This window comes from Amphritea japonica ATCC BAA-1530, from assembly GCF_016592435.1.
Lineage (GTDB): Bacteria > Pseudomonadota > Gammaproteobacteria > Pseudomonadales > Balneatricaceae > Amphritea > Amphritea japonica.
In genome coordinates, this window is the sequence record NZ_AP014545.1 from 3,245,691 (window position 1) to 3,258,793 (window position 13,103).

At 48.9% G+C, this 13,103-nt stretch carries 13 protein-coding genes, 4 tRNA genes and 1 other RNA gene; 10 read left to right on the forward strand and 8 right to left on the reverse strand.

All coding sequences use genetic code 11. The annotated features are described in order from the left end of the window. The first annotated feature begins 5 nt into the window (after nt 1–5). The 6 genes from AMJAP_RS15030 (at nt 6) to AMJAP_RS15055 (ending at nt 4,229) form a co-directional block, all read left to right on the forward strand. Entirely contained in the window at nt 6–350 is a 345-nt protein-coding gene (locus tag AMJAP_RS15030) for an ArsC family reductase (protein WP_019622623.1), read from the forward strand. A gap of 30 nt (nt 351–380) precedes the next feature. Beyond that, entirely contained in the window at nt 381–1,412 is a 1,032-nt protein-coding gene (dapD, locus tag AMJAP_RS15035; RefSeq protein ID WP_019622622.1) for a 2,3,4,5-tetrahydropyridine-2,6-dicarboxylate N-succinyltransferase, read from the forward strand. A gap of 135 nt (nt 1,413–1,547) precedes the next feature. Continuing rightward, a complete protein-coding gene (gene dapE, locus AMJAP_RS15040) occupies nt 1,548–2,699 on the forward strand; it encodes a succinyl-diaminopimelate desuccinylase (protein ID WP_019622621.1) in 1,152 nt (383 codons plus the stop codon). A 5-nt stretch (nt 2,700–2,704) separates the two neighbouring features. Further along, nucleotides 2,705–3,541 carry a methyltransferase gene (locus AMJAP_RS15045; RefSeq protein WP_019622620.1) on the forward strand — a complete coding sequence of 279 codons (837 nt, stop codon included), beginning with the start codon at nt 2,705–2,707 and terminating at the stop codon, nt 3,539–3,541. A 3-nt stretch (nt 3,542–3,544) separates the two neighbouring features. Then, the gene (locus AMJAP_RS15050; protein ID WP_019622619.1) at nt 3,545–3,850 is read left to right on the forward strand and encodes a hypothetical protein; all 306 of its coding nucleotides are present in this window, start codon (nt 3,545–3,547) and stop codon (nt 3,848–3,850) included. Beyond that, nucleotides 3,843–4,229: a hypothetical protein gene (locus tag AMJAP_RS15055; RefSeq protein ID WP_019622618.1), complete on the forward strand. Its 387-nt coding sequence runs from the start codon at nt 3,843–3,845 to the stop codon at nt 4,227–4,229. Before AMJAP_RS15050 ends, AMJAP_RS15055 begins: the two co-directional genes overlap by 8 nt. A 24-nt stretch (nt 4,230–4,253) precedes the next feature. Here AMJAP_RS15055 and AMJAP_RS15060 read toward each other — a convergent pair whose 3' ends face one another. Continuing rightward, the gene (locus AMJAP_RS15060; RefSeq protein WP_019622617.1) at nt 4,254–4,679 is read right to left on the reverse strand and encodes a hypothetical protein; all 426 of its coding nucleotides are present in this window, start codon (nt 4,677–4,679) and stop codon (nt 4,254–4,256) included. A 117-nt stretch (nt 4,680–4,796) separates the two neighbouring features. Beyond that, nucleotides 4,797–5,666, reverse strand: a complete 870-nt coding sequence (locus AMJAP_RS15065; RefSeq protein ID WP_019622616.1) for a LysR family transcriptional regulator — start codon at nt 5,664–5,666, stop codon at nt 4,797–4,799. A gap of 126 nt (nt 5,667–5,792) precedes the next feature. Between AMJAP_RS15065 and AMJAP_RS15070 the strand changes: the two genes are divergently transcribed. After that, complete coding sequence (locus AMJAP_RS15070; protein WP_019622615.1) at nt 5,793–6,776, forward strand: YeiH family protein; 984 nt, start codon at nt 5,793–5,795, stop codon at nt 6,774–6,776. Nucleotides 6,777–7,019: 243 nt separating this feature from the next. Beyond that, nucleotides 7,020–7,538 (forward strand): transcription elongation factor GreB, encoded by a 519-nt coding sequence (gene greB, locus AMJAP_RS15075; protein ID WP_019622614.1) that lies wholly within the window; start codon nt 7,020–7,022, stop codon nt 7,536–7,538. 200 nt (nt 7,539–7,738) lie between these two features. Here greB and AMJAP_RS15080 read toward each other — a convergent pair. From AMJAP_RS15080 to AMJAP_RS15105, 6 genes are all read right to left on the reverse strand, one after another. Continuing rightward, nucleotides 7,739–7,875, reverse strand: a non-coding RNA gene (locus AMJAP_RS15080) — RtT sRNA. A 41-nt stretch (nt 7,876–7,916) separates the two neighbouring features. Then, nucleotides 7,917–7,992 (reverse strand) — tRNA-Lys (locus AMJAP_RS15085). Nucleotides 7,993–8,039: 47 nt separating this feature from the next. Beyond that, nucleotides 8,040–8,115 (reverse strand) — tRNA-Lys (locus AMJAP_RS15090). Between the two features lie 3 nt (nt 8,116–8,118). Next, nucleotides 8,119–8,194 (reverse strand) — tRNA-Asn (locus AMJAP_RS15095). 17 nt (nt 8,195–8,211) lie between these two features. Beyond that, a tRNA-Ser gene (locus tag AMJAP_RS15100) sits at nt 8,212–8,302 on the reverse strand. A gap of 126 nt (nt 8,303–8,428) precedes the next feature. Then, the gene (locus AMJAP_RS15105; protein WP_019622613.1) at nt 8,429–9,496 is read right to left on the reverse strand and encodes an AraC family transcriptional regulator; all 1,068 of its coding nucleotides are present in this window, start codon (nt 9,494–9,496) and stop codon (nt 8,429–8,431) included. A 299-nt stretch (nt 9,497–9,795) separates the two neighbouring features. Here AMJAP_RS15105 and AMJAP_RS15110 point away from each other — a divergent pair, with 299 nt between their 5' ends. Both AMJAP_RS15110 and AMJAP_RS15115 read left to right on the forward strand, forming a co-directional pair. Beyond that, nucleotides 9,796–11,610 (forward strand): DUF1302 domain-containing protein, encoded by a 1,815-nt coding sequence (locus AMJAP_RS15110; protein WP_019622612.1) that lies wholly within the window; start codon nt 9,796–9,798, stop codon nt 11,608–11,610. Between the two features lie 25 nt (nt 11,611–11,635). After that, nucleotides 11,636–12,988: a DUF1329 domain-containing protein gene (locus tag AMJAP_RS15115; protein ID WP_019622611.1), complete on the forward strand. Its 1,353-nt coding sequence runs from the start codon at nt 11,636–11,638 to the stop codon at nt 12,986–12,988. Nucleotides 12,989–13,103 lie beyond the last annotated feature (115 nt).

Here is a 13,103-nt window from a genome sequence, read left to right on the forward strand (position 1 = left end):
AGATCATGACAACGCTATACGGCATTCCCAATTGCGATACCGTGAAAAAAGCTCAGCGCTGGCTGGACGCAAATAACGTTGAATTCAGCTTTCATGATTTCCGTAAAGACGGTCTGAACGAAACTCTGCTACGTGAATGGATCTCAGCCCTGGGCTGGGAATCTTTACTTAATAAACGCAGCACCAGCTGGAGACAGCTGGATGATGATATAAAAAACAGTATTGATGAAGCCTCGGCCGTTCGCGAAATGCTGGCGACCCCTACTCTGATTAAACGCCCGGTACTTAACCTTGAGGGACGTTTTCAGGTGGGCTTCAAAGAGAGCGACTACAGCGCTCTATTCAAATAAATTTATTCAAGTTCTATGGAGTTATACACAATGAGTTCATTTGCATTCGGCCTGGGTATCGGCACAAAATCTTCAGACGGCGAGCTGCTGGAAGTCTATTACAACACACCGCTTCTGAATCCGTCTGACGCACTGATTAAAGCTGTTGCCGATAAGGCAGGCTATACTGGCGGCAATCAGGCAATTGAGCTAACCGCTGCTCAACTGAACGATCTGGAAGCCGCTTTTCTGTCAATTGATGCCGAAGATCAGGCTGAGATCGTAGAGATCTGCAAAGGCACTCATCAGCCGATGATACTAACCGTTCTTGAAACCGATGCTGACCCGGAATCGACTTCTGAGGTCTATCTGAAACTGTCACTTCTGTCTCACCGCCTGGTGCAGCCCCACGGTCTGAACCTGAACGGTATGTTCGGCAAACTGCCAAACGTAGCCTGGACCAATGAGGGCGCAATCTCTCTGGCCGACTTGCCAAAACGTCAGCTGGCAGCCCGCGCTCAGGGTCGCATTATCGATGTTCACTCAGTAGACAAATTTCCAAAAATGGCTAATTACGTTGTTCCTGCGGGTACACGTCTGGCAGCGACCTCCCGTATTCGCCTTGGCGCACACGTGGGTGAAGGCACTACCGTTATGCACGAAGGTTTTATTAACTTTAATGCCGGAACAATGGGAGTCAGCATGGTTGAAGGCCGTATCTCAGCCGGCGTAGTCGTGGGTAACGGATCTGATCTGGGCGGTGGTTGCTCTACTATGGGCACACTATCCGGTGGTAACAACGTGGTTATCTCCGTCGGTGAGAACTGCCTGCTGGGTGCCAATGCAGGTCTGGGTCTGCCGCTGGGTGACCGCTGTACCATTGAAGCAGGCTTGTATATTACGGCCAGCTCTAAAGTAACGGTACTGGATGATCAAAACAACGAAGTCAGCACTGTGAAAGCGGCCGAACTGGCTGGCAAACCTGATCTGCTGTTCCGTCGTAATTCACAGACCGGTCGAATTGAAGTAAAAACCAACAAGTCTGCAATCGAACTGAACGAAGAGCTGCACGCTCACAACTAAGGAAGCTACGAGCAAGCCCACAGTGTGCTCCGCGGGCACAGGGGACTTGCTCACCGCAGATCAGCTATGAGGGCTACAGGCGTAGTCCTCTACAGATACTTCCACCCATTGCCATCCGGCTTTAAGGTATATCCAATGTCTTCACAATCGTCTTCACACTCCCCAACCATTGAACTTGCTAAAGAACTGATCTCTCGTCGTTCAGTGACCCCGGATGATGACGGCTGTCAGGACCTCATGATAGAACGCCTGGAAGCACTGGGGTTTCAGATTGAGCGCCTACAGTTTGAAGAGGTAACTAATCTCTGGGCACGCCGGGGCACAAGCGGTCCGGTTTTCTGCTTTGCAGGCCATACCGATGTAGTACCTACCGGGCCTGAAGAGAACTGGGATCATCCCCCTTTTGATCCGGTGATCGAAGATGGTTTTCTCTGCGGTCGTGGCGCCGCCGATATGAAAGGCAGCCTGGCTGCCTTTATGACCGCACTGGAACGCTTTATTGAGCATCACCCTGATCACGAAGGCTCTATCGCCCTGCTGATCACCAGTGACGAAGAAGGCCCTTTTGTAAATGGCACTACCCGGGTCATTGATCACCTGGAAGCCCGTCACGAAAAGATTACCTGGTGTATCGTTGGTGAACCCTCAAGCACAGCAAAAGTCGGCGATGTTATCAAAAACGGCCGACGGGGTTCAATTAGCGGCGACCTTATCATTCGCGGTGTACAAGGCCATGTTGCCTACCCACACCTAGTGGTAAACCCGATCCATATGGCGGCACCTGCCCTGAATGATCTGGCCTCTGAAATATGGGATGAAGGCAATGAATTCTTCCCGCCGACCAGCTTCCAGATCTCCAACATCCACGCAGGAACCGGAGCCACTAACGTCGTTCCCGGACACCTGGATGTCCAGTTCAACCTACGCTTTTCTACCGAAGTAACGGCGGATCAGATTAAAGAACGTACCTACGAGATCCTCAACCGTTACGGCCTGAACTTCGATATTAACTGGACCCTGAGCGGCAACCCTTTTATCACTGACCGGGGCGATCTGGTTGATGCCTGTGTCGAGTCGATTAAAGCCATCACCGGCTTAGACAGTGAACTCTCTACCTCTGGCGGAACCTCCGATGGCCGCTTTATTGCACCAACCGGTGCACAGGTAATAGAGCTCGGTCCGATTAATGCCACTATTCATAAAGTAAACGAGCGGATCAAAGCGGAAGACCTCAATACGCTGTCATCCTTGTACGAGAACATCATGGCACGTTTGCTGGCCCGGTAACTGATATGACCTTCGAGCTGAACTGCCCAGTGTGTCTAAAGCCCTTAGAGGGGGACAATAAACATCTGGAATGCCCCGACCGACATAGTTATGACGCAGCAAAACAAGGATACTGGAATCTGTTACTGGCCAACCAGAAACGCTCCAAAGACCCTGGTGACAATGCGGAGATGGTACTGGCAAGACGTCAGTTTCTGGCCCTGGGTCATTATCAACCGCTCGCCGACACCATCGCTCAACAATTAGTAAGTATCGTTACAGAGAAGCCGGCGCCCCGTATTCTCGACATGGGGTGTGGCGAAGGTTATTACACTCATCGCATGCACCAACAACTGGAACTAACCAGCAACGACTATCAGTTAGCCGGGCTGGATATTTCAAAGCATGCTGTCAAAGCCGCTTGTAACCAAACTAAAGCCCTGACCTGGATGGTCGCTTCCGGCGCCCGAATGCCGGTCGCGGATGGATCACTGGATCTGATCACTGTTCTCTTCAGCCGTTTGATGCCAGACGAATTCAGTCGCACACTAAAACCTGGTGCAGAACTACTGATCGCCTATCCCGGCGAAGATCATCTGATTGAATTGCGCCATCTGATCTATGACCAGGTGCGCCATTCCGGTTTTGATCCCGCTGCCGTACTTGGAGCGCAATTCGAGGCCCTCGCAACCGAGTCGGTCAGATACACCTTCACCTTACCGGATCAAGCCCAGATAGCTCAGTTACTGGCAATGACTCCCCATGGCTGGCGCATCAATCAGGCAGCCCGTGATCGGTTAGCCGCATTAGATCACTTGGAGCTAACACTGGACGTTTCCTTAGCCCGCTTTAAACGGCTCTGACAAATGAACCATCCCCGCTTAAGAGACCGCCTGCGCCTTCGCTTGATACGTCGTGCCGATAAGGTTAAGCAGAACCTGATCATTCTTCTGATAGGGTTGGGCATCTTTCTGCTGGGATTTGTGACCCTGATTATTGCCCAGTTCCTCATACCCGAAGGACTGCAACGGGAGCTTATCGCACTGATCGGTCTCATTTTAGCAATTTGCGGGGTAATCACCGCAGCATTCGGCTATATTAGCCTAAGCATTCTGCGGATTTTTCGTTTCCTGTTAACTGAAACCAAGCGACCTGATCAGAGCCATGACTGAAGCCCAGCGCCACCCCGATATTGAAATCTACATTAAAGACCGTTCTCTTGAGCAGATAACCGACTGGCTTGCAACGCACTGCCAGCCCCTGAAAAGGGATTTTGAACAGGGGCAGGTTCATCATTTCGTCGGCCTGATAAACGATCAGGAGGTCCCCGTCATGGTGCATGAAAAAGTTTCTGGAAAAGCCTGGACCAGCGTCTGGTTTAATTCGGATCAGACACCATGGTTTAAAGATTTAGATTGCGCAGAACAGGCATCAAAAGAATTAGACACCCAGATTCGCTGTATCGCCAGCGGCTGGAACACCGGTGATGACCCGGATGAGTGGTGGAAAGTAGAACAGGGAAACAGTGAAAAAATTCAGTGGCGAACCTGAGCCCAACCGGATCTGTATAAGCCTTTAAGCCGTGGCGCTAAACTGCTGGCCCGAGCGATCAATCTCATCCAGCATCAGCCGCCCCGCAGATGCCAATCCGATTCTGGCAAAATGATCAGCACTTGCAGAAGCATTGGTGGGTGTTTCAGTCTTATAAGCGATATGGCTCAACAGATACGCAAAATCTCCCTGATGAACGTCATGAACAGCGCCGTTCAACCGCTCAACCACTTCACCACTGTAGAGACTATCCGGATCAGGGTATTCAATCGGTTGATCTTCCGGCAGGCTGAACCCTGTAGAAGTCGTCTGCTTTTTCTGCGCCAGATCCTCAGACGCATTGATCAGGCTTAACAACATAGAAAACTGCGCACCCCGCCCTTCGTTTACCGCATGGGCCAACGATGACGTGTAGTTTTCTATCCGCTGTTCAATCCGTTCAATCTGCATTATCGATTTTCATACCGGCTTTAAGTAGAGTCTCCTTCTACTTCGGCCAATAGATTAATTTATTGAGTAATTTCTGATATTTATAAGATATTTATTGGTCATCGCTGTCCTGATTATTTAGACGTCCAGTAATCGCAAAAAAGCCTGAACCAACTTACTGGAACCAATTTCAGGGCGCACAACAACGGACAGCTGACGGGATAGCTCAAGCGAGGTTTCCAGCTTCACCAATTCCCCCCGCCGTAACTCTTCTGCAACCGATAACTGTGACAGGCAACCGATACCAAGGCCTGCCTTTACCGATTGTTTAATCGCTTCCTGACGATTAAGCGCCATCACCGTCTTAACACTCACACCGGCCTGCTGAATCGCCCGGTCAAAGACAGCTCGTGTACCGGAGCCTGGCTCCCGAAGAATCCAACGTTGCTGAGGCATCTGATCAATACTCAGAACCCCCTGCTGTGCCAGTGGGTGATTTGGGTGACAAAAAATCTGCAGTGAATCGTTACGCCAGGGAATAATTTGTAATTGATGATGAGAAGCAGGCCCCTCAATCAAACCCACATGTGCCTGCTGCTTCTCCAGGCGCTCTATCACCTGACCGGTATTATTAATCTGCAGATCCGGCTCCACATCAGGATAACGCGCCAAAAAGTCAGCCATAATCGAAGGAAACAGGTAGCTGGCAATTGTCACACTGGCAGCCACACGAAACGCACCGCTAACGCCACTGCTATAGGGCGCATTCAGGCTCTCAACAGTATTCAGAATATCCCGCACCCGGGGCAAAACATCCTCACCCAGATCGGTCATCACCAGTTCACGACCATTTCGACTAAACAATCGATACCCGAGCGATGACTCCAGCTCCTTTAGCGCCTGACTGGCAGCCGACTGACTCAGCGCCTGCTCATCAGCGGCAGCAGTCAGCCTGCCCAGACGAGCGGTAGCCTCAAATATTTTCAGTTGTTTCAGGGAAAGACTCACTATTCGGTTTTTCTTATATTAGATGTTAGAAACATCCATTTTACTTAACCATTTAAAAAATGGAAGATAGCCCCGTTCCGACAACCCAAGTCAATCTGATTCACCTCGCAGAACAAGGTCGCGATTATGTCCAGGCTCATACTACTACCGATTATCGCCGCACTCGCAATCGGACTATCCAGTCTGGAAGCCATTGAACAATTCGGTCTGAGCGCATTACCTCTGGCAATTGTAATAGGAATGATCTGGGGACACTTCAACCATCGCCCTCTCAATAAGAGTGACACCCGAATCACTCGTTTCTGCCAACAAAGACTACTCCGTAGCGGCATCATCCTATTCGGCTTCAGCCTCAGTATGGAACAAATTTTCGCTGTGGGCTGGCAGGCACTGTTGCTGGATGCGTTAATGATTTTTATAATTTTCAGCATGGGCACATGGATCGGCATAAGGGTTTTTAAATTGCACAGAGACATCGCCATTCTGACCTCTGTAGGCAGTGCCATTTGTGGTGCTGCAGCCGTTCTGGCCACCGAATCGGTACTAAAACCGAAACAGCAACACGTTTCCGTCGCCATCGCCACGGTAGTGCTGTTCGGTACTATCGCCATGTTTAGCTACCCGCTAATTTATCAGTTCTCTAGTATGAGCGAGCAGACCTTCGGCATCTATATCGGCAGCACTGTACATGAAGTCGCTCAGGCAGTAGCCGCCGGTGAGGCGATCAGCGGAGAAACGCTGCAAACTGCCGTCGTCGTAAAACTGATCAGGGTGATGATGTTAGCGCCTTTCATTTTACTCTTGAGCTCTCACCTTAGCAGAACCACCAGCGACACATCAGGCCAACACATCATCATCCCCTGGTTCGTGCTGGGTTTTATCGCAGCGACTGGCATCAATAGTCTGGTGGCGCTGCCCGAGCCCCTGCTCAACCTGCTTAAACTGGCAAGCCAGTTCTGTCTGGCACTGGCGATGGCAGCCCTCGGACTACAAACCCGCTGGCACACCATTAAACAGGCTGGGCCGAAACCACTACTACTCGCTCTGATACTCTTCCTGATGCTGATATGCGGGGGATATTTTCTAAACCTGTTACTGATCACAGCTTAATCATTAAGCGTATCGCGGACGCCTGCTATAAAAAACAGGCTTCCTGTGCAGAAGAACCGGCTTTTACATACTCTATTTTGCAACCTATGATTCAATTATCAGAAGCTCTTACTGCCGTCTTTCTCTCAGAAAATCATTTCTACACAGGAGTTTTTGAACCCTCTGCTACGAAATAAAGTAGAATCAGCTATAGTCAGTTCATCTACCATATTTCTAATATTTTCTGAGAGCTAATACCGAAGAATGGGACGCTATCGACCTCCAGGGCAACCTAAATCACCTTACATCACCGCCGCTGGCGCTAAGCGTCTGGACGATGAGCTGAGGTACCTATGGAAAGTAAAGCGCCCTGCTATCACCCAATCGGTTAAAGAAGCGGCAGCGCAGGGTGATCGCTCCGAGAATGCCGAGTATATTTACGGCAAAAAACAGCTGCGAGAGATCGACTACCGGGTAAGGTATCTGTCCAAGCGACTGGATATATTAACTGTCGTTGACCGACTACCTGACGACCACAACACGGTTTTCTTTGGTGCCTGGGTAACGGTAATCGACGAACAGGAAAAAGAAGCCTGTTACCGCATTGTCGGCCCCGATGAGATTGGTGATCTTGCCGGATACATCAGTCTGGACTCACCGATGGCCCGGCAGCTGTTAAAAAAACACATCGGAGATGAGTTTTCTATCCAACGGCCTGACGGTAACGAAACCTGGTACGAAATTACCGGCATAGAATATCGAGAAGATAAGAGCAGTAGCTAGACGTCACTCCGTGACATGCCAGAACGGAATCTTTGATTCCTACTAGAAAAAGCACAAGCACAAACCAATTTGCAAAGTAAGTTTTATCGAAGCGTGCGAGCCACTAGCAAGGCGCGTAGCGCCGTCAGGCAAGCATCGAAGATGCGGTCTGTATTTTTTAGGCATAAAAAAACCACCCTGCGGTGGCTATTTATAAAAAGTGGTGGGACGTATAGGATTACTGCGCGCTTCGCGCTTGCCCTGCGGGCTGCCGTCGCAGGCTCCGGCGTTGTCTCGCTACGCTCGGCTCGAACCTCCCTTCGGGTACGGTTCTCATCCTGTATGTGCCACAAATTTCAGGCATAAAAAAACCACCCTTCGGTGGCTATTTATAAGAAGTGGTGGGACGTATAGGATTCGAACCTATGACCAATTGGTTAAAAGCCAACTGCTCTACCAACTGAGCTAACGTCCCACACCGAGACTTCTTTTTCCCCTATCCACTACTCTCCGAGAAGAGAGTGGTGGGACGTATAGGATTCGAACCTATGACCAATTGGTTAAAAGCCAACTGCTCTACCAACTGAGCTAACGTCCCATCTGGCTCCTCGAGCTGGACTCGAACCAGCGACCAATAGATTAACAGTCTACTGCTCTACCAACTGAGCTATCGAGGAACACTATTCTCACTTAATGGCGGAGGGGCAGGGATTCGAACCCTGGGAGGGCTATTAACCCTCGCTGGTTTTCAAGACCAGTGCTTTCGACCACTCAGCCACCCCTCCAGTGAGGTGGCGTATAATAAAGGATTCCGTGTTTGTGTCAATAGTTTAGAAAGGGAAAATTTAAAAAACTGTCGCTTTTTCTTCGTTCGTAATAATTGCAGATATCTCAAGACATCTGCCACGCTATTAGTTCATTCCTAAACTGTACTTCTGACCATAGGTTTCGCTTCTGCGATACTCCCCCGGCGTCATCCCTGTCCACTTTTTAAACGACCGGAAAAAAGCAGACGGTTCGTCAAAACCCATCAGGGCAGCCACATCATTAATAGACAGTTGGGGCGAGTCCATATAGTTAATTGCCGCTTTCTTACGACAATCATCTTTTATCTTCTGATAGGAGCTATTCTCATCGGCCAAACGCCTGCGCAATGTCGACACTGACATATTGAGTTTAAATGCCACCTCTTCGGCACCAGGCAGTTCCCGACTAAAATCTTTACCCAGCATTGCTTTAACCTGAGAGCGCAGACTCTGGTCGTTATCGACCATCACAATCAACTGATAGGGCGCTGTCTGCAGAAACCCACGAAGGCTTTCATCATTCTGAAGAATCGGGTAATCAAGAAAACGTGCTGGGAATACAATCGCATTATCATGCTGATCAAACTTAATCTCTGACTGAAACAGTGTCTCATAATGATAACTGTCTTCCTGTTGGGGAAAAGTAAAATAGGCTGCTTTCAAATCCAGCCGGGAACCGATCAGCCAACTGATAAAATGATGCCACATAGACAGCCCCGTACGTACAATGGCAGGCGCTTCATTTCGCAACATCTCCCGTACTTCTTTCTCAGGAACAGAACTCACCGGAGCAAAAGAGATCTTTGCATAGCGCCCTTTACGGACCAGATAAGGTTTAACCATAGTGCCACGACAGATCTCATAGAAAGCACTACAACGATAGATCGCACGCTCCAGAGTCGGACAGTGGATTATGGAATGGCACATCATCCGAAAAGTACCGTTTGGTACCCGCCCTCCTGATACCATACCAAAAGATTCATCCTGGGCTGTCCACATAATCCGCTGATACAGCTGACCGAATTTGATAGCAGAAAACTCTGTTCGTCGCTCAATTTCGGTGGGATCAATACCTACTTCTGCTAGTAATTCTTCTAGATTATACCCCTGCTTATCAACTTGCATGAGCAGGTATCTGACATAGCCGGACGGCACTGTGATGGTTTTTTCCATCGTTTTTCACTCTACTTTGTAATTGTTATTGTATTTTAGATGCAGTTATAAGCTATTCTTTTAACTTATATCATTAAAAATCAAAAAAACAGCCCAGACATTTTTTGTCATTAAAAATGACAGCTATTGTTATTGTGAATATAGCCATGGATAACGGATTATCTATCCTGCCTTATATTCATATCACGAGTACTGCTCTGTTCATTGACCAGCAAATTCGGATCAGAAGACAGGCAACTCCGGCACAACCGGTGTAGCTGAACAGACAAAAATAACAAATTACCGCAAAGGTGAACAAAATGGCCCACAGATCGATAAGGACGTCAGCCCCCTGGCGCCCTACCCCGACACGTAACAGGCTCTCGCAGAGCATATCCCTCGCACTCTTCACAGCGACCCTGGCAACCCCTGTAGTCGCTGTTGAATTTAATTTTGGGGAGATCGAAGGCCGTTTTGATTCGCAGCTGTCCATTGGCACCAGCATCAGGATGGAAGATGCAGATTCACGCTTAGTTTCAAAAGCTAATCTTGGATCAGGTGAAGGTTCCGGTAGTTATGATGATGCAAACCTAAACTTCAAAGAGGGGAACGCGTTTTCTACTGTCTTTAAAGGCGTCCATGATCTTGAATTGAATTATGAGAATTACGGCGCATTTATTCGTGGAAAATACTGGTATGACAAAGAATTAGAAGACGGGAAGCGACCTCACGGTAATACTTTAAACGCCTACTCAGACGGACGCACATTAAGTGATAACGGTTTTAATGAGTATGCTCGTTTCTCTGGGGCTGAAATCCTTGATGCCTATTTTTTTGGTTCATTTGAACTTAATAATCAGCCCTTGGATATAAGGCTAGGACGCCAAGTTATAAATTGGGGAGAGAGTACTTTCATTCAGGGTGGATTGAATGCAATCAACCCTGTTGATGTCAGCGCAGTCCGTCGCGCAGGGGTTGAAGTCAAAGAAGCCCTCCTTCCAGTTAATATGGCCTTTGCCTCCCTGGGACTAACAGATAACCTAAGCATGGAAGCTTTCTATCAGCTTAAGTGGGAACCGACTGCTATTGACGGCTGCGGCACCTATTTCTCCACTAATGACTTTGGTGCTGAAGGGTGCGACGGTATCCGAATCCGTTCGACCTTAATTCCCCCAACACTGCAATCTGATGCAGCATACTTCGATACGGCTGGCGGTCTTTTTGTCATCAACAGACATGAAGATGGTCGTCGTGAAGCCGATGATGAGGGGCAGTTTGGTATAGCATTCAGGTATTTTGCGGAAGAATTAAATGACACAGAATTTGGTCTCTACTTCGCCAAGTACCATAGCCGCTTACCCATCTCCAGCGGTGTGAAATATTTAGCAGGAGGAGTGCCCGGTGTATTTACTTCAGAATATTTCATTGAATACCCTGAAGATATCGAAATGCTTGGTCTCAGTTTCAATACTACACTGGGAACGGTTGCCTGGTCCGGAGAAGTTACGCACAAAACAAACGTGCCTATTCAGATAAACGGTCCTCTGTTAGTGGCTGCCATTCTCAGAGAAGGCCTGGGATCAAGCAGTGGTAATGCTGCCGCAGATAGTCTTATTGCCAGCTCAAACATAGGCGAAGATGTTAATGGATATAGCACCTTCGACGTAACCCAGATACAAACCAGTTTCTTGCAATTCTTTGACAATACCCTTGGAGCAAGTCGATTAACTCTGATAGGTGAACTTGGCTGGACTCATATTAATGACTTCGATGAAGGTGCCAATGCGCTTAAATACGGTCGACATGGTACCTTCGGATATGCTGCAGGTGAAACCGAGGGGTTTGTTACCCAAGATTCTTATGGCTATGTAGTTCGGGCCAGCCTCAATTACTCTGATGTCTTTGCTGGTATTAACCTAACCCCCCAACTCAGCCTGAAGCAAGGCCTCGAAGGTAATGGGCCTGAACCAGGCGCAGCTTTTCGCGAAGGTGAATCCGCAGCAACCTTCAGTCTGACCGCCGATTACCTGAATCAATACCAGGCACAGCTGGGCTATACCAGCTTCTTTGGTGGCGATTATAACGGCATTGAAGACCGTGATTACCTCTCACTTAGCGCATCAGCCTCATTTTAATTGTTAAGGATTACAGGAGAACATTATGACGTTTAAATCGACTGCACTGATCCTTAGCTCTGCTATGGGTTTAAGTCTTAGCCTGCCACTCATGGCTGCTGTTTCTGAAACAGAAGCGGCTAAGTTAGGCACAAGCCTGACACCGATAGGTGCTGAAGTAGCGGGCAATGCCGCCGGCACTATTCCTGCCTGGGATGGCGGCCTCCCCCCCGGTGGCGAGCGTTTTAAAGACCCATATGCCGATGAACAGCCAATACTGACCATCACCGCTCAGAACGCTGCGGAGCATAAGCAGCATTTAACGGAGGGGCAGCTGGCGCTACTGGCCAAATACCCGGATACATTCAAGATGAATATCTATCCGACCCATCGCAGTGCATCCCTGCCCCAGCTGCAATATGACAATGCTCGCAGCAATGCCGTGCAATCAGAACTGATAGACAACGGCAATGGCCTGAGCAGCAACACTCTGGAAGGCGTACCTTTTCCTATTCCTCAGAACGGCCTCGAAGCGATCTGGAATCATATGACCCGCTACCGTGGAGGTGCGCTCGAGCGGACATTTGTGCAGGTACCTGTACACGCCAATGGCAATTTTGTACCGGTAAAAATCACTGAGAAAATGTCCTGGCCTAACTATCTCAAAGAGGGTCGCACCGCTAAAGATGACAATATTCTGTTCTATTTTGTCCAGCAGATAAAAGCACCGGCACGTTTAACCGGCAATGTCCTGCTGGTACATGAAGCTCAAAATCAGATCGCCAAACCCCGTGAGGCATGGATTTATAATGCCGGCCAACGACGTGTACGCCGGGCACCTCAAATCGCTTACGATGCTCCAGGCACCGCCTCTGACGGTCAGCGTACCTCCGATAACCTGGATATGTTTAACGGAGCGCCGGATCGATATAACTGGAATCTGGTCGGTAAAGAGGAAATCTATATCCCTTACAACAGCTACAAGCTGGCTGACCGCACCCTGAAATATAAAGACATTCTGACTAAGGGGCACCTCAATCCAGCCTATAATCGATACGAACTACACCGGGTATGGAAAGTAGAAGCAACACTCAAAGAGGGCGCTCGTCACGTCTACGCCAAGCGAGTCTTCTATATAGATGAGGACAGCTGGCAAGCAGCCGTTGTGGATCACTTTGATGGCCGAGGCCAGCTCTGGCGTGTTGGTGAAGCTCACCAGATGCAGTATCAGGATGCTCAGGTGCCCTGGTTAACAGCCGAAGCGCTATATGATCTGCAATCTGGTCGTTACCTGGTAGGTAGTCTGACAAATGAAGAAGGCGATGGTTTTGATTTCAACGCTCGCTTCAAGCACAGTGACTTTACTCCGCAGGCGATTCGCAGAATGGGTAAACGTTAAGTATAGATACTTAACAGTTAGCTAGAAAAAAACAAAAAAGGAGCCAGTGGCTCCTTTTTTCTTATGGCATCTGTCACTTTTACTCTACAACCTAACCTACCAGACTACACAAGGC

Excerpts from the sequence above, each read along its gene's own strand:
- AMJAP_RS15050 (WP_019622619.1), top strand. The coding sequence starts at position 3,545 with ATGAACCATCCCCGCTTAAGAGACCGCCTGCGCCTTCGCTTGATACGT.
- AMJAP_RS15105 (WP_019622613.1), bottom strand. The coding sequence starts at position 9,496 with ATGGAAAAAACCATCACAGTGCCGTCCGGCTATGTCAGATACCTGCTC.
- AMJAP_RS15055 (WP_019622618.1), top strand. The coding sequence starts at position 3,843 with ATGACTGAAGCCCAGCGCCACCCCGATATTGAAATCTACATTAAAGAC.
- AMJAP_RS15110 (WP_019622612.1), top strand. The coding sequence starts at position 9,796 with ATGGCCCACAGATCGATAAGGACGTCAGCCCCCTGGCGCCCTACCCCG.
- AMJAP_RS15115 (WP_019622611.1), top strand. The coding sequence starts at position 11,636 with ATGACGTTTAAATCGACTGCACTGATCCTTAGCTCTGCTATGGGTTTA.
- AMJAP_RS15030 (WP_019622623.1), top strand. The coding sequence starts at position 6 with ATGACAACGCTATACGGCATTCCCAATTGCGATACCGTGAAAAAAGCT.
- AMJAP_RS15060 (WP_019622617.1), bottom strand. The coding sequence starts at position 4,679 with ATGCAGATTGAACGGATTGAACAGCGGATAGAAAACTACACGTCATCG.
- dapD (WP_019622622.1), top strand. The coding sequence starts at position 381 with ATGAGTTCATTTGCATTCGGCCTGGGTATCGGCACAAAATCTTCAGAC.
- greB (WP_019622614.1), top strand. The coding sequence starts at position 7,020 with ATGGGACGCTATCGACCTCCAGGGCAACCTAAATCACCTTACATCACC.
- AMJAP_RS15070 (WP_019622615.1), top strand. The coding sequence starts at position 5,793 with ATGTCCAGGCTCATACTACTACCGATTATCGCCGCACTCGCAATCGGA.
- dapE (WP_019622621.1), top strand. The coding sequence starts at position 1,548 with ATGTCTTCACAATCGTCTTCACACTCCCCAACCATTGAACTTGCTAAA.
- AMJAP_RS15045 (WP_019622620.1), top strand. The coding sequence starts at position 2,705 with ATGACCTTCGAGCTGAACTGCCCAGTGTGTCTAAAGCCCTTAGAGGGG.